The following is a 17,567-nucleotide window of genomic DNA, read 5'->3' on the forward strand; positions in this document are numbered from 1 at the left end:
CTCCTTAATGCGCTCCGAACAGGCTCTTAGAGAGGCTGCCGGTCTTGAACAGGGCGAAGCACAGCAGGACCGTGTAGCCCATGCAGGCCCATATCGCGCCTGAAATATTTCCGTCCGTGGCGATACTCTGTACCAAAACAGAGTAGATTCCCACGCACACCATGATTAGAAATGCCTGGAACGCCAATGCAAACAGGGATTTCAAGTAGTTCTGTCCTGTATGGCTCCAATCCCGGTTTGTCATAGTGGCAAGCGGAATTGGTCCAACGGAAGTTGTCAAATACACCTCGATCATGCGGCCGTAAATGACAAGCATGATACAGATGGAAAGGGCGTTCATGGTAAGCCCCACGAAAAGGGACTGGAACCACAGCCCGAACAGTTCTCCCGTACCCAGGGCTTCAAGCTGCGCCTCCATATCCGTGATGACGCTGCTGATATCAATGGAGGTATTCCCAATGATGACGCCCGCGCTGCTGTTCACAACGCTTTGCCCCACATCGAAGATACCCATGACGATATTCCATGTGTTCGTCACAATAAGAACGGCACAGAAAGTCTTGAAAATCCACTTGAAGAACATCCAGGTATCTACATCGTGCAGATTGTTTTTCTCTGTCACAAGCTGGATCAGCTCATAACACATTACGAATGTCAGGATAACCCCGGCGATTGGAACGATCACCGTTTCAGAGAGGTTTCGGATCATAGAAAAGACGCCGCTGTTCCATGCCAGCGGCGTCTGTCCCACTTCACCGGCGATCTCGCCTACTTTGGTATTGACCGTATCGAACATGCCCGACAGGTTTCCCGTGATCCCCTCGATGAGCAGCCCTCGGAGCCATTCATCGAGTTTGTCGAGTATGCCGCCCATAAGCGATCACCGCCAGACGATCAACCGAACAGGCCGGAGAGCAGAGGTACAAGGGTGATGCCGATGAGGGCGACACCGCCGCCGGCCATCAACTGTTTCATACCCTGGCTTTTGGAAGCAGGGTTGTCCTGGCCGTAACCTTCCAGAAGGTTGATAACGCCCCAGATACCAAGACCTGCGCCCAGGGCCACCACGAGAGTCTGCAAAACACCAACTGCGCTGTTGAAAAATTCCATAAAATAATCCTCCTAAAAAATGTTTTTGATTTTGGGTTAAGTTGTTGCGTCAATCTCGTACACATCGAAGGTGTCCGTGGGTTTTACCACGGCACGCTGCTTCTTCATGTACCGTTCCATGTCAAAGACATTTTTAGGGTCGGCGTCGGCCGTGTATCTGTAATTCGGGTGCCGGGTGAGGTCGTACTTGTCCGAAAGGAACGGGCGCACGCCCCGCAGCATGAAGATACACTTGCCGCCGTCCATCACTGCCAATTCGTCCTGGGTCATCAACTCCTTTCCTAATTTCTGATAACTGAGGCCATGAGAAACCTGGCTGCCCCGGTTTTCGGACTGGTTATAGAGATCAATGGTCTCTTTCCCCAGCAGCTCCGAAATTTCCTTGAGCGTGGATTTCTCTTTGCCGCCCAAAAACAAGGTGCTGTCACAGTTACCGACGATGGTATCTGCCGCGTCCTTGTAGATGGTCTTTAACTGGCTCTGCGACTGCAAAATAATAGAAGCCGATATTTCACGGCTTCGGATGGTGGCAATCAGCTTATCGAAGTTCGGTATCTGGCCGATGTTGGCGAACTCGTCAAGGATCAGACGGACATGGACAGGCAGCCGCCCGCCGTAGAAGTCATCCGCCTTGTCGCAGAGCAGATTGAAAAGCTGACTATACATGAGGGCGGCCACGAAATTGAAAGTGCTGTCCGTATCCGAAAGAATCACAAACAGCGCCGTCTTTTGGTCGCCCAGGGTATCCAGTTCCAGTTCGTCATATTCCATCAGGTCCCGTAGCTCCTTGATGTCGAAGGGAGCAAGCCGGGCACCGCAGGAAATGAGGATGGATTTTAAGGTCTTGCCAGAGACAAATTGTCAAGGACTTTTTAATCAAATTCACAGAAAACTCACAAAAGGTGCCAGAAGCACTGTATGGCTCCTGACACCTCATTTAACAGATTACATTTTTCCGTTCAGCAGGTCTTTGCAGAGATACGCATAGTCTGGCAGCTGGTTGATATATGGCTCCCAGAGCCGCTTGATTTCGGCTAACTCCAGCGGGTCGGCTGCTTCCAGTGCATGATCGTTGCCAGTCATATATAAAACATCCGTAGCAACATCATCCAAACACTTGCCGCAGAGATCGGCGGCAGATTCTATCCTGATACCGGTATCCACATAGACTGGATTTACGCCAATCGTCAGCCAGACATAGCCCACCTTGTCCGACCAGAGCAATTCAAAATCAGGGCTTTGCCGCAGATGTTCCGCAAAGACTTCCTTTACTCGCTCAATTTCATGTTTCTCTTTTTCTGTGTAAAGCATTTTCATGTCCTCCTTGACAAAAATTTTGGTGCGTACCATCATCAGTTTAGCACAAGGCGGCTTAGTTTATCAGTCTGTCACATCTGCTGAATTTCATTTTTGAGCATACGCTTGATTTTATCGCTCATGGTTTCTGTGCTGGTATTGCTGAAATGGACATGAACCTTGTAGGTCGTCTTGCCGATTTTCTTTACCATCGCTGGCGTGTTTTCCGGCGCTCTGGCCGCAGCAGCGGCGTCTGCCATCTGCATAGTACGGGGTTCTTTGTTCATAGCGCTCCTTTCTCCGAACGGGTCTGTGCCGCCCGGTAAAAAATCAATCGTGCTTACTGTTTACAATGTCTTTTGCTGCCTGTCGGGTGACACCGGCATTTTCTTCCCGGAAATTCTTCCCGTCAAAGAGGATCGGCGCACACCGTTCCAAAATACGGTCATAGATACGGGCGTGGGCCAGATCAGGCGGATTTTTCAGCTCGGACAGTTTCAAGTTTGTTGTGATAATCATGGGTCTTCGGCTGCGATAGCGGCTGTCGATGACGAAAAACATCTGCTCCATAGCATATTCGGTACTGCGCTCTACACCCAGATCGTCAATGATAAGCAGGTCATATTCGTCAAAGCTGGCAATAAACTCTGACCTGTCCTCAGAGAACATCCCTGTCAGGCGGTTCAGAATGGTGGGGAAGTTCGTCATCAGCACCGGCACATCCTGGTCAAGTAGAGCGTTGGCAATACATCCGGCGAAAAAAGACTTGCCGGTTCCCACATCTCCAAACAGTAAAAGCCCGATATTGCTCTTATATGCCTCTTTCCAGTTCTCCACATAGGCATGAGCCTTGTCCATCAATGGGTTTTGCCTGTTATCATTGGAAAATGTGTAGTCGTACAGATAACGGTCTTGCAGGCCCTGTGCCTTTCGGCGTTTGATACGCTCCATGCGGCGCTGCCGTTCTTCAGCAGCCTTGCGCTGCTCCTCAGCCTCCCGCTGGCACTGGCAGATGCAGTGCGGCATAAAGTAGCCGGATTTCCCGAAGCATGGCACAACGGTCTGCCTCTGGCCGCCGCATTTCTTACAGTGAATGAGCCCGTCTGACGGGTCTATATACTCGTCCTCAGCCAATTCCACACCGGCAGCTGCCTTGTCGATGAATGCCCGGATTTCTGCGGTAATCTCAATCATACAGTTTCATCCTCCTTTACGCTGTAATCCCGGTTGCGTGAGGGTGTGACCGTTTTTTTAGCGTCCTCACCGGCCCAACGCCGGATGGTCGCTGCATGGCTCTGATAACGCTTGCCAGTAGAAGCCATGTACTCGGACAGCTTTTCGATGTACTGTTCCCATACAGCAGGAAAGCTGACCTGCAAGTCTGCCAGTTCTTCATCCGTCAGGAAAACATTCTGGTAACGGCCATAGGTGTGGGAAGGGTGCCCCGTTTCAGGGCGTACCTTCTCTATCTCTCTCTTTATCTCTATCTCTTTCTCTAACTCTATCTCTATCTCTGGTGGACGAATGTCGGACAAATGTCCGCCACTTGTCCGGAGCGCAGAAAGAGCCTTATTTTGAAGCCTTGCAGCCCGCTTTCGCTCGGCCTCGGTAGAGGACTGGCCTATTAAAAGTTCGATGTTGCTCATGTAGAATGTGCCGCTGTCCAGCACTTCCACAAGACCCAGCTTCAAAAAGATCTGCAAGGCTCTCTCCACAGTGCCGATCTGCTGGCGGGTAATGGTAGCGATCATCTGCGCTGTGTAAGGGATGTCCTCGTCAAGCTGGAGCCGCCCGCCATGTTTCAGCGATTTCAGGTACAGCTTGAGCAGAATGTTGGAATACAGCACACCGTCCTGCATACTTTCCAGCAGCACGATGGAATCATCATCAAAATAGTTTTCTTTGAGTTTCAGGTAATAATATTTTCGATTGTCTGACATAGGGTTCCTCCTTAGGGGTTCTTTTGGGATTCTGTACGCATTTTAAGGCTATTTTAGGGGTCAGAGGATAAATCTATCAGACTGCCTTTGACACCCTCAAAAAAAGCCTTGATTTACAAGGGTTTTTCAGCCCCTAAAGCGTGACATTTCTCCCGTTGTTTCCGCTTGCGCTTTGCGGCGTTAATCCGCTTCATGCGTGCGGCACATTCCGGGCAGTATTTAGCCCGGTTAGAACCGGGGGTAAACAGCGCCCCGCATACGGCGCATTTCTTAGCATTCAGCCGGTGGAACAGCGCCGTTTCCAGTTCCTTATCCTGCGGCAATACCGCCGCCCGAAACCACCTGCACAACAGGGAGTAGGAAATAGACTGGACACAGACACATTCCTCCCCATCATCCAGCGCGATACAGTGGCCGCCGTCATAGTTGCAGCACTCATGTACCAGCCGCCGCACTCTGCGGTACTGGCGGTAATCCATGACAGGGATAGGTTCAGACTTATTGTTCTTCATAAATGATTTCTTTCATAAAGCCGGTAACCTCCTTGAATGAATTTATTGTTAAATATTCGTGCAAAGCATTGTTTTCTTCGTGCAAATGGCATATACTATAATTGCCAGCAGAAAGGGGTTGATCGTATGGCTGGAAATACCACAAACATCAGTATCCGCATGGACGCAGATTTGAAAGCGCAAGCGGACGCACTGTTTACTGAACTTGGCATGAACCTGACTACGGCGTTTAACATCTTTGTGCGCCAGTCGCTTCGTGAAGGCGGCATTCCCTTTGAAGTAAGGCTGGAACAGCCGAACAAAGAAACGGTTGCTGCCATGCTGGAAGCGGAAAGGATTGCAAAAGACCCGTCTGTAAAGGGCTACAATGACCTTGACGAGTTATTTGCTGACCTGAAAAGATGAAAGAAACCAAATATACCGTCAAGTACACGACCAGTTTCAAAAAGGACTACAAACGAGCTATAAAGCGTGGCTTGAAGATTGAGCTGCTGGAGCAGGTCGTAGCGTTGCTGGCGATGGGCGAACCGCTGCCGGATAAGAACCGTGACCATGACCTGTCCGGCGATTGGGCAGGCCATCGGGAATGTCACATTCTCCCGGACTGGCTGCTTGTCTACCGCATAGAAGATGATGTTCTGGTGCTGACGCTGGCCCGCACCGGCACACACAGCGACTTGTTCGGCAAATAAACAGTCTGCCGCCGTATGGGGAAACCTGTACGGCGGTTTTTCTGTGTGCAAAAGTATGTCGTGAAATGCGACGCACTTGACAGGGGTACGCCCAAATGCAGTATCCTTTACCGATCCGGCTCCCGGTCGTGAGGCTTGTCCCGTTCCTGTCGGGACAGCTGCTCGGCGGTTTTGCGGAGCTGTTCCACTGCTTTCAAATCCTTCCGCATGGATTTCATGGCAAGCGTGTCCGTCTGCTTTCCGGCGGTCAGCTGGTCAATTTCCCGCTGCCATGCCTTCGGAGTGATCCCCTCGCCGCTGTCTTTCAGTTCTTTCAGATACCGGGCCGCTGCGTCATACAGAATCAGTTCCCGACTGTGGCGCTGTTCAAACTGTTCCCGTTTTTCCGGCTTTACTTTGGCAAGCTGCTTGTGGATGGACTTGTACTGGTTGTACTGTTCCCACATCTCCCCGCGCTCGGTAAGGGTGGCGATCCGGCGCTCGGCCTTGACGATTTTTCCCCGCAGGTCATAGTAGCGGGTGTTCATATCTGCTATTTTTTCATGGAGCTGCTGCATGGACTGGATGCCGTTTGCCTGCAAAAAGCTGAACAGGGCGGCGCTCTCCTGCAAAGCTCGGATTTTGCCGGTGCGGGTGTCAGGCCGCTTGAGCTGCTGCTGGGCCTCCCACAAGTCAATCATGCTGGGCTGCTGGCCCTCCGGCTTTTCGGCTTCGGCCTTAGACCAGTTGTAAAGGCGGGTAATGCGGGCCTTGATTTCCTTGAGCAGCTTGTTGTCGGCGGCGATCTGCCGGTTTACTTCGCCCTTGTCGGTGCGGATGCCGCGCTTTTCCATTTGGCTGGCGGCTGGCCCCAGATGGACAGAGGGAATCTTATCAATGCCCTGCCGCTTGTAGCTGCGATGGTCAATGCGTTCCGGTCTGTCGGCAGATTCCAGCGCCCGATTGGTGTAGGCCGCCCACGCTGCCCGCCAAATCTCCACATTTCCTTTATCGTTCCAATCGGTTGTATCCTCACGATGATTTTTCCAGCCGCCTTTCCCATCCGGGATACGCTGTCCATTCTCGTCCAGATCGTATGCCTTGCGGCACTTTGCGCCCCACTGTCCATTGTCTTTCAGAGGCCGGAGCGTCAGCATGATATGGACATGAGGGTTGCCGGTTCCCTTGTCATGGATAGCAAAATCGGCGCACATCCCCTTGTCCACAAAGTTGTCCTTCACATAGGCCCGGACAAGGGCAAGCTGCTGTTCTCTGGACAGTTCGCGGGGCAGGGCTGCTTCAATCTCGCGGGCAAGCTGGCTGTCCCTGGCTTTCTCGATTTGCTCCACGCTGTTCCAGAGGATAGATCGGTCTGCAAATTCCGGCGGCGCGTGGGCAGGCAGCATGATCTCCGCATGGACAATGCCGCCTTTCCGGGTGTAGTCGTGGGTCATTCCGTCCCATTCATTTGTCAGCTTGGTTCCGCTGCGGTAAGCAGCTGCGGCAACAGCAGAACGTCCTGCGCTGCGCTTGATGATACTGATGGGGATATGACAGAAATCTATGGGGAACACCTCCTTTCAGTGAGGGGATAACAGGCTCTGTGGAGCCGGACAAACGCAAAGTGGGTGTCTGGCTGCGCAGAGCGCACAAGGGGTTTGGGGAGCGTAGCTTCCCATCGCGAACGAAGTACGCAACGCCCCCGGCAGGGCGCACAGCACCGGCAACGGTGTATAAGTGCGCCCTTGTAAACAAGGGACTTATGGCGTGTCCCCGGATTTTGGCAGGTTTGCAGTCAATTCCGCAGCCCCCGGAAGATGGGACAGGGCAATCAGAAATGTTTTGACCTCTGCGCCGGAAAGGTCGGGAGCCAGCGGGAAAATCCCCTCCAAAATGGCTCCGCGCTCAATCAGGCGGCGGGTGCGAACCCTGCGTTCCTCGTTCCGCTGCTTGTTCTCCAAAATCTTCTTTCGGTTTTCAAGCTGCCGAATCTCCTTCAGGACTTTCTCCCGTTCTTCTTTTTGGGGGTGGGCTGTAATTTTTTCGTTCATGTCAGGCACCTCTTTTCTTTGGAAATACTCATAGATTGACCGTCCATTTCTGACGCGCAAAGTACCGGCGCAGCCTCCGCAGTGCGGCATGGATGGATTTTCCCGCCTGTGATGGCGTGATACCCTCCATTGCGGCAATATCTTTCACTTTCATACCCAATATATAGCGGGCGTGGACACGACGAGCTTGTATGGGGGACAGGGAAGAAATGGCTTTGTACAATCGCTGTATCAGTTCTTCGTATTCGGCTAATTCTTCTTTTTCTATCAGGTAGTCCTCCGGCGATGGCTGCGCCCAGCCGATGGCGGCATTTTCGATTCCATCGTTACAATCGAGGGAATAAAACGCCTTATACCGGAACATCTTGCGATCTCTGGCGGCCTCGGCTCTCTTGTCCAGAAGAAACGCTTCGACGATCTCATCGGACACCTCCACAAAAATGTCCTCTTTGCAAAATGGATAATATTGTTTGAGATTGATGGTCTGCATAGGCACGCCCTCACTCTGTTTGAAAAAGGTCATCATAGCAGCGGCGCATATTCCGCAGCCCCCGGTGGATGGCAACGCTGACCTTACTGCTATGGATACCCTCTCTCCGGGCGATTTCCGGCTGCTTGATACCGGCAATGTAGTAGGCGTGAACACGGCGGGCCTGTGTCGGAGTGGCATGAGCCAGAGCCGCAGGCAGAGCTGCAATCAGGTGCAGGCGGGTGGTCATTTCTTCTCGTTCCAGCAAAATATCTTCCGGCGATCTGCTGTGTTCCAGTGCGTAATTTTCCAGCCAGCTGTATGCGTCCAGAGAGTAGTAGGCGCGGTGGTAGACTTTCCGACGCTCATAGTTCTCCATCTCCCGCTGGGCCTGATACATCGCTGCCCATACCTTGTCCGTAACATCCACAAACTCGTCATGCCGGTAGTGGGGATACATCCACCGCAGATTGATTGTTTTCATAGGCTTACCTCCTGAAAATTGGAGAGGCGGGCAGCTCGTCCGCTGTCCGCCCCTCGCTGAGATAAGGGAAATGATCCCTTTCACTTGGTAGCCAGAAAACAGGTCATTCGTTAAGCCTGTTCTCAAAGAAATTTATAAATTTTTTTCTGACCGCCTCCACACTTTGATACACAGCCACTTTGGAGCAGCTGCACAGCACACCGATCTCTGCAAGGCTCAGTCCGTCAAGCGCATAGAGCAGGAACCGGCTGCGCTGCGCTTCGGTACAGGTGTCCAGAACAGCCATCAGCTCATGCAGCGTTTCCATGCGGCAAAGGTATTCTTCCGGCGTTTCGCCGTAGACCCCTACACCCTCGGTGGTAATGATGTACTCGTCAAACTCCCGGCCATCCCAATGCCTCCGCTGTTCATGGAACAGGTTCTCTGTTTTATGATCGGCCCGGTCAAGAAATTCATAGACTTCCAGCGTAACCTCCACGGCCACAGCTTGTCCGTTATAATTGATGGTAACTTCCATCTGCCTTTCCTCCATTCAGATTTTTTGGGTAAATCTGAATGGGGCGGCGGGGAGCGGCACCGGGGATAAAGTTCGGGCCATGCTGACCCGATGTTCCGGCTCCATAGGGACAAAAAAGCGCCCGGACGGCATAAAGCCATACGAGCGTAATAGAGTATATTTTGCTGTTTAGTTACATGGTATAGTGCATACTTCTGACCGCATTGCTCCGCTGCTGGGAACAGGCTTTTTTTAGCTGGTGCAGATCATGGATACTGCGAAAAAGAGAAAAGGACACGGCAAAATAACCTCCAATCGGCTACCGTGTCCCTGCAAGTCGTCATAGGTTTGTGTAAACGCAAAGAAACGGCGGCTCTGAAAATCAAAGCCGCCGTTTCAAATGGGCGTGTCAAATTGTCTGCTCTACGACGGCTTTTTTTCTTTTGCCGTCGTCCGGCAGAGTATTATTCAATATTCAATTCAATGCTTCCAGTGAAATTTTCACATTCAATGCCGATATAGTTTCCACCTTCAGGAAGTGTGATTGTATCGCTGTATGTTCCGGTTGTTTCAATCAAAGTAACTGCTTCATCAGCTCCAGAAAGCCAAAATACTTTTGCAGTACCCTCCGAAACCTCCAGAGTGCAGTCAATAGACAAATCCTTACCCGCTTCACGCTTTATGGAAGTTCCTCCGAACAAATACTCTGTATCTGAAAAATCCTCATAGTCGGCTGTATAGCATCCGGTATAATCATCAATCCCTTTTTCTTTCGTGCCTTGTAAGGACAAATTTCCGGTAAGCGCTATGGAACCAGTAGACTGCACAATATTATTATACTGATCGAGAACTTCATCTTTTGTACAACCGGAAAGTATAGAGACACCACACAGTATCAGGCATAGTGATAGAACTATTTTCTTCACAGGTATCACCTTCCTTTCCTGCGTACAGCACGCTTTCCTCTTCCCTTAGCCTTTGTCTGTTTACGGGCTTTCATTTCTTTTTTGTTACTGGACATCAGTAACAACAGCACCGCCCAGAGAACCATGATGCCAACCCCAATGACTGCCAGCAAAGGATTCGGGGCTGTGGTTGTTCCGGCATATCCACTCATGTCAAAGCCCACTAAAATCAGCGCAGCAGAAAACGGATAGATGCTGGCAAGGATACCGCCTTTGAAGAACAGCATGCTATATCCAAGGAAAAACGCCAGAATGGAACCGCCCAGATATGCCCCTCGGATCTGCCCAAAAATCAAGATCAGCGGCATACAGACCAAATAGGTCGTCAGAGCTGCCAACACGATCTGTGTACCTCCATGAAAAAACACTTCCACTGTCAGTCCCGATAATCCAACCGTCAATCCAGTAATCAAGGTAACGCCGACGCTGTATATTCCCAGCAGGACTGCAAAAATCCCGACCCAAAAGAGCTTAGCTCCCAGCATTTTCGGCATGGAAACAGGAATTGTCATGATGTTTTTCAGCGTATCATGGGTGGATTCTCTGTCAATCAGCCAGCTGCCAATCATCACCAGTGAAATCGGAAAAAACATCTGCGTATTGCCCCAGACAACATTCTCAAACAGAGTGGAAAAATCATAGTTTGGATTTCGGTACTCCGCCTCCACAATCAGCTGGCTCCCATATTGCACCAACGGACAGAGTGCAAGCGCCACCAGCCCCACCCAAAGTATTTGGCACCGGCGTAGCTTGAGCAATTCCGCTTTTAATAAATTCCACATAATTACACCCCCTTAGATTTCCTGACGCCGATAAACCATCGCAATCAGCGCAAGAAATACAATCGCCTCCACAATAATCACGCCGAACACCTGAACACTATTCAGGAAATACGGACTGATCCGTTCCAACAAGTCTGCCAATTCCGCACTGGTCTGGCTTTGGTCATAAAATTGGAATGTCCAGCGGAAAGCCAGCGGTCCCGGAAGCAGGGTTCCGATATTCAAACCAAAAGGCTGTGTGAGGAACGCATCGCTCATCGAAAGGATATAATTTGCAGTCGTATAGAAAAAGGTAATCACGACCGACACGATATAGTTTTTATTAAGAAGAACAACGAGCAGGATACATGGAAGTGCGCCTACCCACATAATCAGCCCTTCTTCTATCCCAACGCCAAACAAGGTCCAAAACCCAACCGGCTCCCAGCCCTGAAACAGCAAAACCGCAAGATTTACCAATCCTCCAACTGCCATAAAGCCAACGGCAAACAATAGTAAAACCAGCATCTTGGACAGCACCAACTTGGTTCTATTTATTGGTATGGTAACAAGGTTTTTTAGTGTGTCATTGTCCAGCTCCTCAAACAGCAGATTGGAAGCCAGTATCACAAGAAGCGGCATCAAAAGCAAATAGGCACTGAGCTGGAACAGGCTGGACATCACTCCATTTACAGCATCCACATCAGTGTTTACATCTGCCAGAAAGAAAGCATAAGCCAATGGCATGAAAACAGAAAGCAGTAGGGAAATAAATACCAATGGCTTCCGTTTTAATTTCAAAAATTCGCATTTGATTAGTTTAAGCAATTCCTTCGCCCCCTGTCACACGCTTGAAGTAATCTTCAAGACTTTCTTCACAAGTATGCGCCTCCGAGACCTCCAATCCGTTTTCCACAAAGGCAGTTACAATTTTCCCAACAGGCAGATCAAGGTTGTGCAGGCGCAGATTGTGGTCGTCCTGTATAGAAAAATGGTTTTCATGGAAATTGCGTTCCAAAATCCTTGCCGCCTGTGCAGTATCAGAGAGCGTAAAACGAATATGTTTGCTGCTTTTTTGCTCCAGCTCAGCAAGGCTTTCTTCTTCCAGCAATGCGCCGTGGTCGATAATTCCAATATCGTCAGCCAGCAGAGAAATCTCCGAAAGAATGTGACTGGAAATCAAAATGGTTTTTCCTCTTGCATCGCAGAGCTCCCGAATAAAGGAGCGTACTTCTGCAATACCGATGGGATCGAGACCGTTGATCGGCTCATCCAAAATTAAAAGCTCCGGATCGTGCATAACGGCAAGGGCAATCGCAAGCCGCTGCTTCATACCAAGGGAATACTGCGAAAAGAGCTTCTTATCTTTGTAGGGCAGTCCTACCAGATCCAGAGCGTCTTTGACGGCATGATTGTTTGGTACACCCCGCAGGGTGGCAAAGATACGCAAATTTTCTGTGCCGGTCAGATTGGGATAAAAGCCGGGGGACTCGATCAGACTGCCAATACGGGGCAATAACTTCTTTTCGTTTCCCTGCAAGGACTTTCCCCAGATTTTGACCTCCCCGGAAGTCGGATTTGTTAAGCCCAACAGCATCTTCATGGTTGTGGTTTTTCCGGCTCCGTTTCTCCCCAGCAGACCATAAATTCTCCCACGCTTCACATGGATATTCAAGTCAGCCACACTCTTTTGCGAGCCGTATTGCTTCGTCAGATTTTTTGTTTCAATAATGGTATTTGTGTTCATATTCAAACCTCCTGTTCTGCAAGGTATTCTATCACGCCAACCTTGCATTAACCTTGCCGCAACCTTGCATTAACCTTGCAATTTAGAATCCGGCTAAAATGACAAGGGTTCCCGCCGCAAGGACGGGAACCCGCTTAAATCTCCAAAGGAAAAAGCAACATAAATTTAGTTCCTTTTCCCGGTACACTTTCAACTGTTATATTTCCACCCATCTTTTCTACTAACTGATGGACAATAGAAAGGCCAAGACCGCTGCCTTTTTCAGACCGACCCTTATCACACTTATAAAGCCGTTCAAAAATGTGTTTCAAATCTTCTTTTTCAATCCCCACACCATTATCCGCCAGCAGCAGCTCCATGTGATTTCCCTGCTTTGACAGGGCAATTTTAATTTTGTCCGCATGGCTGTGAGCAATTACATTTTGAATGAGATTGTTGATAATCCTCATATAGCTGTCCATATCCAATTTTACCCGGACAGGCTGTTCTGGAATGTCAATGTCATAATCGACCTGTTTATCCTCAAAAATCGGTATCCAGTCGATCAGGATATTTCTTGTCAGCTCTGCGGCCTCAACGCTCTGGATCTCCAAAGCAAACTCATTGGAATTTAACTTGAACCAGTCAAAGAGCACATCAATATATTCTTTCAGATCATGGGCTTTCCGGCGGGCGGTTTCAATATAATCATCCCGGTCTTTTCCTGTGACCAGTCCTTTGTGTGCAGCGTCAAGATACCCAATCAGAGTGGTAAGGGGTGTCCGAACATCATGGGAAAGGCTCGTCATAAGCTGGCGGTTGGTTTCTTCTGTCTGCCGTACAGTTGAAAGTCTGCTTTCATAGGACACAACAATCTCATTGATTTCATAGGCAAGAGGTGCTGTCAATTCATTTGTTGCAGACAGAATACGCCGGTTGCCATTTCCGTTTTTCACATCAACCAGCACATCGGTCATTTCTGCGATTTGTTTTTTTACGCGCCGAACGAGAACGATGGAAGTCAGCACAGCCACAACAGCAATCACAATGGACAAGAAAACGATGATTTCCATATTGGCTATACCTCCTTATTAAAGCGGTAGCCAATCCCTTTGACCGTTTGGATATACTTTGGGCTTGAAGGATTGACTTCTAATTTTTTACGAAGCCGGCTGATAATCGCCATAATGTTACTGTCATCATAGAAATATTCTTCGCCCCAAACTTCCTCATAAATCTGCTGTTTTGTCAAAATTTTTCCTTGATGCTTTGCGCAGTACAGGAGCAGATCAAATTCCTTTGGTGGAAGTTCAAAAGTGCCATTTTCCGTCGTAACAGAACGATTTTCAAGGTCAATTTGCAATCCATCAAAAACCAGTTTTTGCACAGCTCCGGCTTGATGATTAAAGCGGGTGTAGCGGCGAATGAGGGACGCAATACGGGCAATCAGTTCGTCCATATCAAACGGTTTTGTCAGATAATCGTCCGCCCCGGCCCGTAAGCCCCGCACTTTAGAAATGCTGTCATTTTTGGATGTAAACATCAAAATCGGCAGGCTGTTCTCTTTGCGGATTTCTTCCAGCGTTTCAAAGCCATCCATACCGGGCATCATCACATCCAGCACCACAAGCTGATACTCCTGCTCTTTTAATTTCTGCAAGCCCTCTTTTCCGGTATTACAAAAATCGGCTTCTATATGTTCCGATTGTACGCTGCGTTTAATCAAAGCGCACAGTTCTCTGTCATCATCTATAATCAAAATTTTATTCATGGCGTAGTTCCTTTCCTTGTTTTGTCCGGCCATCAAGCGGCTTCTCCGCAGTTTTAGGGAGCAGCCAAACACCGGCCATTTTCACAGCGCCGGGGATACGCCCACCGGCACAATAATAATTTACCCTACGAGGTGTCACGCCCCATTTCTCGGCGGCCTCTTTCAATGTCATATAGTCCATTTCGCACCTCCACAGAGTACATTATAGTTCTCTTTCTCGAACAATGCAAGAAACGGAATGTGAATTATAAACTTCAACCAACCTGCATATAGCAACATTCCACAGGCAAAGTATGAATTATACAATGTAACTGGGTGATGTTATATGGCGAAAGTTGAAGATTGTCCCGGTTTTGAAACCTTCGGCGCAGATGTCAAAGCCGCACGAGAGGCAAAGCGTCTGGCACGAAAAACATTGGCAGAAATGGTTGGGATTGAATGGCGGTATCTTGCCAACATTGAGAATCAAGGTGCGATTCCGAGCCTGCCTGTGATGATCCAGTTGATTAAGGTCTGCGGACTTCCCGTGGAACGGTATTTTAACCCGGAGATCATGCGGGAAGAAAGCGAACAGCGGCAACGAGTCAGCCACAAGCTGAAGCTTTGCCCTGAAGAATACCTGCCGATTATCGAAGGTGCCATAGACGGGGCGCTCAAAATGGAACAGACTGCGAAGCAGAAGGAGGACGCATAATCGCGGCCTCCTTCTGGCGTTTCTATATCAAGTTTCCCGGCACTTTTCCCAAAGTTCCCGGCACCTCTGCTGGATTTCTCCGGTTTCTGTCACAGTCAGATCGCGGTCATTTCCGGTAATCTTATCTTCCAGAAAGTTGGCGTATGTATCCAGCAAGGCGTTTCGCAAATCCTCCGGAGTTTTCTGTATTTCGGCGCTGTACCAGTCATTCCGGTGAGGTTCCCATGCCATCAATGTATAACCGTGGCTGGTCTGCACCACCTCATACAGAGGATCATCATCCAGATATGCCTGAAACACTTCCAGAACCTTTTCAAAGGTCAGCATTTCCCACACCTCCCATTCAACTGCAAATCAGTTCCCTGATTAAAATTTCCTCAATCTGTGCCGTTAATGTGTTCATCAGTCCTACCCAGCGCATAGGATCACAGGCTTTCAGTTCCTCAGTGACACCCGCAGCCTCCATCATGTGAGGCAACATGGTGTCCACGCGCTCCTGCGCTGTCCAATCAATCTCTAACAGGTGCGGATACAGTTTCTCGCTCATCAGCAGTTGGTTGTAGAGAATAGGACGGTGTTCCTTCAGGTAGGACTTTCGCATCCTGCCGTACTTGCCGATAGAAGTTTCCGGCTGTTCAGAAAGTTTTAGGTTGGGTATATCATAATCTCCACAACGAATGTAAGTCAACTTACTCATATTCATGCTCCTTTGCTCCGTGATGATTAGACTGCTGCGCTGGCTGCTATGCTGCCTTTGCGCGGTTCTTCTTTTGGTAGCTGCCCGATAGTAGAAAAAACACCTTTTTTCATATCCTCAGCCCGGATCAGGGCTTTCTTAGCGTCCATTTCCGCTTTTTTCTTCGCCTTGATTTTGTCCTCATACCGTTTCTGTGCGCCGCTGGCTTTCCGCTTCAAATAGTTCTGATGGAGCCTGTCCTTGCGTTCTTCTCTTTTCCGCAATTCTTCCTGTTCCTCTGGGGTTAAAGGAACCGGCTGTAAGGATGGTGGAATATAGCGTCCTAAAAAATTAAAGTAGATTTCAATTTCCTGCGTGGTATCCTGACTGCCTTTTCGGGAGCGTTCATGGACAAGGATTTTCTCTACAAACTCGTTGAGCATGGTATTTGTCAGCGTGTCAAAATTCTCGTACTTATCAATCAGGGCTATAAATTTCTCTGCTGATTTCTGGCTCTGCTCATAGCCGGTAACAGCCTTTTCCAACTCCGCAATTTCAATCTCAAGTGCGTCCTGCTCTTTGGCATACTGTGCATCAAGCGCCTTATATCGTGTATCCGGCAGCTTGCCGAGGGCGTTATCCTCATAGATTTTGCAAATCAGTTTTTCCAGTTCTCCGGCTCTCTTTTGGGCAGTAGCCAGATGCCTGCGCTTTTTCGATATATCGGCACTCTGTTGAGCAACCTGCGTCTCCTGAACAGTGTGAATAAATTCCGTCCGGTCATTTCTCGAATATTCAGCGATAGCCCGGAGTGTGTCGGAAACCAATGTCAGAACAGCACTCTCATTGATACGGTGTTGTGTAAGGCATAGTGTCCCACACGGAACTTTGGTATAATTGGAACAGGTATATTGAGAAATCCGCTTGCCATTGTTGGTGCGGTGGACATACATCTTGCCGCCACAATCGGCACAATAGAGTAAGCCTGTGAGGGGAGCTGCTTCGCCCCAGCCGTTTGGATAACGCCGTACATTGCTGCGGATTTTCTGCACCAGATCAAAGGTCTGCTGGTCGATAATGGCTTCATGGGTATTCTCAAAGATCGTCCACTCGTCCTCAGAAACATAGTGGCTTTTCTTGTCCTTAAAGTGCTTGCGGGTCTTGAAATTGATGGTGTGCCCCAAATACTCTCGTTTTTTCAAAATGTTCACGATGGTAGATGATCCCCATCCATAGGGGTCTTTGACCGGCTTTGAACGGTTCACACCCTCGTTGAAGCGGGCAAGGTGTACGACGGGAATTTCAATCCGATCTGCGGATAATTTGCAGGCAATCTGATAAGGCCCATATCCCTCCAGCGTGAGGGAGAAGATACGGCGTACCACTTCGGCGGCTTCCTCATCTACCAGCCAATGCTCCCGTTTTTCGTCCCATAAGTAGCCGTAAATCACAGTGCCGGTCAGGTGCTTGCCGCTCATACCTTTTGCCTTAAACACAGAACGGATTTTCCTGCTGGTATCACGGGCGTAAAATTCATTCATGATGTTGCGGAATGGGGTAAAATCGTCATCGCCTTTCAGACTGTCCACACCGTCGTTGATGGCGATCAGACGAACACCGCGTTGCCGCAAAACCTCCATGACCTGACCGACCTTCAGATAGTCGCGCCCCAACCGGCTCATGTCCTTGATGACGATTGCCTCTACACGCCCTGCCTCCACTTCCTCCATCATCGCCAAAAATCCGGGGCGGTCAAAACGGGTGCCTGAGATACCATCATCTGTAAAGTGCGTAGGGTTTGGCAGCCCATTCCGGCGGGCAAAATCCTCTAACATCTGTTTTTGGTTGGATATGGAATTGCTCTCGCCCTGTAACTCGTCGTCCCGGCTCAGGCGCTCGTACAGTGGGGTAATTTTTTCATTTCTCATGGCTGTACCTCCTGAAA

At 49.5% G+C, this 17,567-nt stretch carries 25 protein-coding genes and 1 pseudogene; 3 read left to right on the forward strand and 23 right to left on the reverse strand.

Annotated features, from left to right (window positions below; all coding sequences use genetic code 11):
* Positions 1-4: 4 nt before the first annotated feature.
* From GPK89_RS06885 to GPK89_RS06920, 8 genes and pseudogenes are all read right to left on the reverse strand, one after another.
* The gene (locus GPK89_RS06885; protein WP_021739912.1) at positions 5-874 is read right to left on the reverse strand and encodes a VirB6/TrbL-like conjugal transfer protein, CD1112 family; all 870 of its coding nucleotides are present in this window, start codon (positions 872-874) and stop codon (positions 5-7) included.
* Between the two features lie 20 nt (positions 875-894).
* The gene (locus GPK89_RS06890) at positions 895-1,110 is read right to left on the reverse strand and encodes a Maff2 family mobile element protein (RefSeq protein WP_005541840.1); all 216 of its coding nucleotides are present in this window, start codon (positions 1,108-1,110) and stop codon (positions 895-897) included.
* A 36-nt stretch (positions 1,111-1,146) separates the two neighbouring features.
* Positions 1,147-1,971: pseudogene (locus tag GPK89_RS06895) on the reverse strand (VirD4-like conjugal transfer protein, CD1115 family); the annotation flags it as partial.
* Between the two features lie 84 nt (positions 1,972-2,055).
* Positions 2,056-2,421 carry a hypothetical protein gene (locus GPK89_RS06900; RefSeq protein ID WP_014080225.1) on the reverse strand — a complete coding sequence of 122 codons (366 nt, stop codon included), beginning with the start codon at positions 2,419-2,421 and terminating at the stop codon, positions 2,056-2,058.
* A 77-nt stretch (positions 2,422-2,498) separates the two neighbouring features.
* A complete protein-coding gene (locus GPK89_RS06905) occupies positions 2,499-2,672 on the reverse strand; it encodes a transposon-encoded TnpW family protein (RefSeq protein ID WP_015521917.1) in 174 nt (57 codons plus the stop codon).
* Between the two features lie 64 nt (positions 2,673-2,736).
* The gene (locus GPK89_RS06910; RefSeq protein WP_005933545.1) at positions 2,737-3,600 is read right to left on the reverse strand and encodes an ATP-binding protein; all 864 of its coding nucleotides are present in this window, start codon (positions 3,598-3,600) and stop codon (positions 2,737-2,739) included.
* Positions 3,597-4,346 (reverse strand): phage replisome organizer N-terminal domain-containing protein, encoded by a 750-nt coding sequence (locus GPK89_RS06915; RefSeq protein WP_005933547.1) that lies wholly within the window; start codon positions 4,344-4,346, stop codon positions 3,597-3,599. The genes GPK89_RS06910 and GPK89_RS06915 overlap by 4 nt, the downstream gene beginning before the upstream one ends.
* Before the next feature lie 113 nt (positions 4,347-4,459).
* Positions 4,460-4,858, reverse strand: coding sequence for a cysteine-rich VLP domain-containing protein (locus GPK89_RS06920; protein WP_215692170.1), 399 nt, complete (start codon positions 4,856-4,858; stop codon positions 4,460-4,462).
* A gap of 126 nt (positions 4,859-4,984) precedes the next feature.
* Between GPK89_RS06920 and GPK89_RS06925 the strand changes: the two genes are divergently transcribed.
* Both GPK89_RS06925 and GPK89_RS06930 read left to right on the forward strand, forming a co-directional pair.
* A complete protein-coding gene (locus GPK89_RS06925; protein ID WP_005924829.1) occupies positions 4,985-5,263 on the forward strand; it encodes a type II toxin-antitoxin system RelB/DinJ family antitoxin in 279 nt (92 codons plus the stop codon).
* On the forward strand, positions 5,260-5,550 hold the full coding sequence (locus GPK89_RS06930) for a type II toxin-antitoxin system YafQ family toxin (RefSeq protein WP_002596328.1): 291 nt from the start codon (positions 5,260-5,262) through the stop codon (positions 5,548-5,550). Before GPK89_RS06925 ends, GPK89_RS06930 begins: the two co-directional genes overlap by 4 nt.
* Positions 5,551-5,657: 107 nt before the next feature.
* Here the strand turns inward: GPK89_RS06930 and mobQ are convergent, their stop codons facing one another.
* The 12 genes from mobQ to GPK89_RS06990 all read right to left on the reverse strand — a co-directional run bounded on the left by mobQ (position 5,658) and on the right by GPK89_RS06990 (position 14,433).
* Positions 5,658-7,103, reverse strand: coding sequence for a MobQ family relaxase (mobQ, locus tag GPK89_RS06935; RefSeq protein WP_215692171.1), 1,446 nt, complete (start codon positions 7,101-7,103; stop codon positions 5,658-5,660).
* Positions 7,104-7,289: 186 nt separating this feature from the next.
* A complete protein-coding gene (locus GPK89_RS06940) occupies positions 7,290-7,580 on the reverse strand; it encodes a DUF3847 domain-containing protein (RefSeq protein WP_028085895.1) in 291 nt (96 codons plus the stop codon).
* A 28-nt stretch (positions 7,581-7,608) separates the two neighbouring features.
* Entirely contained in the window at positions 7,609-8,070 is a 462-nt protein-coding gene (locus GPK89_RS06945) for an RNA polymerase sigma factor (RefSeq protein ID WP_215692172.1), read from the reverse strand.
* A gap of 10 nt (positions 8,071-8,080) precedes the next feature.
* A complete protein-coding gene (locus GPK89_RS06950; RefSeq protein ID WP_014081145.1) occupies positions 8,081-8,533 on the reverse strand; it encodes a hypothetical protein in 453 nt (150 codons plus the stop codon).
* Positions 8,534-8,636: 103 nt separating this feature from the next.
* On the reverse strand, positions 8,637-9,050 hold the full coding sequence (locus GPK89_RS06955) for an RNA polymerase sigma factor (RefSeq protein ID WP_215692173.1): 414 nt from the start codon (positions 9,048-9,050) through the stop codon (positions 8,637-8,639).
* A 443-nt stretch (positions 9,051-9,493) separates the two neighbouring features.
* Positions 9,494-9,955 (reverse strand): hypothetical protein, encoded by a 462-nt coding sequence (locus tag GPK89_RS06960; protein ID WP_215692174.1) that lies wholly within the window; start codon positions 9,953-9,955, stop codon positions 9,494-9,496.
* A 5-nt stretch (positions 9,956-9,960) separates the two neighbouring features.
* On the reverse strand, positions 9,961-10,776 hold the full coding sequence (locus tag GPK89_RS06965) for an ABC transporter permease (RefSeq protein ID WP_215692175.1): 816 nt from the start codon (positions 10,774-10,776) through the stop codon (positions 9,961-9,963).
* Positions 10,777-10,788: 12 nt separating this feature from the next.
* Positions 10,789-11,583 (reverse strand): ABC transporter permease, encoded by a 795-nt coding sequence (locus GPK89_RS06970; RefSeq protein WP_154256123.1) that lies wholly within the window; start codon positions 11,581-11,583, stop codon positions 10,789-10,791.
* Complete coding sequence (locus tag GPK89_RS06975; RefSeq protein WP_025529726.1) at positions 11,576-12,502, reverse strand: ABC transporter ATP-binding protein; 927 nt, start codon at positions 12,500-12,502, stop codon at positions 11,576-11,578. Before GPK89_RS06975 ends, GPK89_RS06970 begins: the two co-directional genes overlap by 8 nt.
* Before the next feature lie 134 nt (positions 12,503-12,636).
* The gene (locus GPK89_RS06980) at positions 12,637-13,554 is read right to left on the reverse strand and encodes a sensor histidine kinase (RefSeq protein WP_215692176.1); all 918 of its coding nucleotides are present in this window, start codon (positions 13,552-13,554) and stop codon (positions 12,637-12,639) included.
* A gap of 5 nt (positions 13,555-13,559) precedes the next feature.
* A complete protein-coding gene (locus GPK89_RS06985) occupies positions 13,560-14,252 on the reverse strand; it encodes a response regulator transcription factor (protein ID WP_215692177.1) in 693 nt (230 codons plus the stop codon).
* Positions 14,245-14,433 carry a helix-turn-helix domain-containing protein gene (locus GPK89_RS06990; RefSeq protein WP_005933662.1) on the reverse strand — a complete coding sequence of 63 codons (189 nt, stop codon included), beginning with the start codon at positions 14,431-14,433 and terminating at the stop codon, positions 14,245-14,247. The genes GPK89_RS06985 and GPK89_RS06990 overlap by 8 nt, the downstream gene beginning before the upstream one ends.
* A gap of 144 nt (positions 14,434-14,577) precedes the next feature.
* Here GPK89_RS06990 and GPK89_RS06995 point away from each other — a divergent pair, with 144 nt between their 5' ends.
* Complete coding sequence (locus GPK89_RS06995; protein ID WP_005933665.1) at positions 14,578-14,946, forward strand: helix-turn-helix transcriptional regulator; 369 nt, start codon at positions 14,578-14,580, stop codon at positions 14,944-14,946.
* A 27-nt stretch (positions 14,947-14,973) separates the two neighbouring features.
* Here the strand turns inward: GPK89_RS06995 and GPK89_RS07000 are convergent, their stop codons facing one another.
* Genes GPK89_RS07000 through GPK89_RS16225 form a run of 3 tightly spaced genes read right to left on the reverse strand, consistent with a single transcriptional unit; the run spans position 14,974 to position 17,550 of the window.
* Entirely contained in the window at positions 14,974-15,273 is a 300-nt protein-coding gene (locus GPK89_RS07000; protein ID WP_005933668.1) for a hypothetical protein, read from the reverse strand.
* A gap of 16 nt (positions 15,274-15,289) precedes the next feature.
* Positions 15,290-15,643 (reverse strand): TnpV protein, encoded by a 354-nt coding sequence (locus tag GPK89_RS07005; protein ID WP_035394338.1) that lies wholly within the window; start codon positions 15,641-15,643, stop codon positions 15,290-15,292.
* A 26-nt stretch (positions 15,644-15,669) separates the two neighbouring features.
* Positions 15,670-17,550 carry a recombinase family protein gene (locus GPK89_RS16225; protein ID WP_005933672.1) on the reverse strand — a complete coding sequence of 627 codons (1,881 nt, stop codon included), beginning with the start codon at positions 17,548-17,550 and terminating at the stop codon, positions 15,670-15,672.
* Positions 17,551-17,567: the final 17 nt, after the last annotated feature.

It is taken from the genome of Gemmiger formicilis (assembly GCF_018784445.1).
Classification (GTDB): Bacteria; Bacillota; Clostridia; order Oscillospirales; family Ruminococcaceae; genus Gemmiger.

What these genes read in the sequence shown, in the direction of transcription:
- GPK89_RS07000 (WP_005933668.1), bottom strand. Translation starts at nt 15,273, where the DNA reads ATGCTGACCTTTGAAAAGGTTCTGGAAGTGTTTCAGGCATATCTGGAT.
- GPK89_RS06930 (WP_002596328.1), top strand. Translation starts at nt 5,260, where the DNA reads ATGAAAGAAACCAAATATACCGTCAAGTACACGACCAGTTTCAAAAAG.
- GPK89_RS06955 (WP_215692173.1), bottom strand. Translation starts at nt 9,050, where the DNA reads ATGGAAGTTACCATCAATTATAACGGACAAGCTGTGGCCGTGGAGGTT.
- GPK89_RS06985 (WP_215692177.1), bottom strand. Translation starts at nt 14,252, where the DNA reads ATGAATAAAATTTTGATTATAGATGATGACAGAGAACTGTGCGCTTTG.
- GPK89_RS06915 (WP_005933547.1), bottom strand. Translation starts at nt 4,346, where the DNA reads ATGTCAGACAATCGAAAATATTATTACCTGAAACTCAAAGAAAACTAT.
- GPK89_RS06995 (WP_005933665.1), top strand. Translation starts at nt 14,578, where the DNA reads ATGGCGAAAGTTGAAGATTGTCCCGGTTTTGAAACCTTCGGCGCAGAT.
- GPK89_RS06950 (WP_014081145.1), bottom strand. Translation starts at nt 8,533, where the DNA reads ATGAAAACAATCAATCTGCGGTGGATGTATCCCCACTACCGGCATGAC.
- GPK89_RS06910 (WP_005933545.1), bottom strand. Translation starts at nt 3,600, where the DNA reads ATGATTGAGATTACCGCAGAAATCCGGGCATTCATCGACAAGGCAGCT.
- GPK89_RS16225 (WP_005933672.1), bottom strand. Translation starts at nt 17,550, where the DNA reads ATGAGAAATGAAAAAATTACCCCACTGTACGAGCGCCTGAGCCGGGAC.
- GPK89_RS06940 (WP_028085895.1), bottom strand. Translation starts at nt 7,580, where the DNA reads ATGAACGAAAAAATTACAGCCCACCCCCAAAAAGAAGAACGGGAGAAA.
- GPK89_RS06900 (WP_014080225.1), bottom strand. Translation starts at nt 2,421, where the DNA reads ATGCTTTACACAGAAAAAGAGAAACATGAAATTGAGCGAGTAAAGGAA.
- GPK89_RS06890 (WP_005541840.1), bottom strand. Translation starts at nt 1,110, where the DNA reads ATGGAATTTTTCAACAGCGCAGTTGGTGTTTTGCAGACTCTCGTGGTG.
- GPK89_RS07005 (WP_035394338.1), bottom strand. Translation starts at nt 15,643, where the DNA reads ATGAGTAAGTTGACTTACATTCGTTGTGGAGATTATGATATACCCAAC.
- GPK89_RS06990 (WP_005933662.1), bottom strand. Translation starts at nt 14,433, where the DNA reads ATGGACTATATGACATTGAAAGAGGCCGCCGAGAAATGGGGCGTGACA.
- GPK89_RS06980 (WP_215692176.1), bottom strand. Translation starts at nt 13,554, where the DNA reads ATGGAAATCATCGTTTTCTTGTCCATTGTGATTGCTGTTGTGGCTGTG.
- GPK89_RS06925 (WP_005924829.1), top strand. Translation starts at nt 4,985, where the DNA reads ATGGCTGGAAATACCACAAACATCAGTATCCGCATGGACGCAGATTTG.
- GPK89_RS06965 (WP_215692175.1), bottom strand. Translation starts at nt 10,776, where the DNA reads ATGTGGAATTTATTAAAAGCGGAATTGCTCAAGCTACGCCGGTGCCAA.
- GPK89_RS06975 (WP_025529726.1), bottom strand. Translation starts at nt 12,502, where the DNA reads ATGAACACAAATACCATTATTGAAACAAAAAATCTGACGAAGCAATAC.
- GPK89_RS06945 (WP_215692172.1), bottom strand. Translation starts at nt 8,070, where the DNA reads ATGCAGACCATCAATCTCAAACAATATTATCCATTTTGCAAAGAGGAC.
- GPK89_RS06885 (WP_021739912.1), bottom strand. Translation starts at nt 874, where the DNA reads ATGGGCGGCATACTCGACAAACTCGATGAATGGCTCCGAGGGCTGCTC.
- GPK89_RS06905 (WP_015521917.1), bottom strand. Translation starts at nt 2,672, where the DNA reads ATGCAGATGGCAGACGCCGCTGCTGCGGCCAGAGCGCCGGAAAACACG.
- GPK89_RS06920 (WP_215692170.1), bottom strand. Translation starts at nt 4,858, where the DNA reads ATGAAGAACAATAAGTCTGAACCTATCCCTGTCATGGATTACCGCCAG.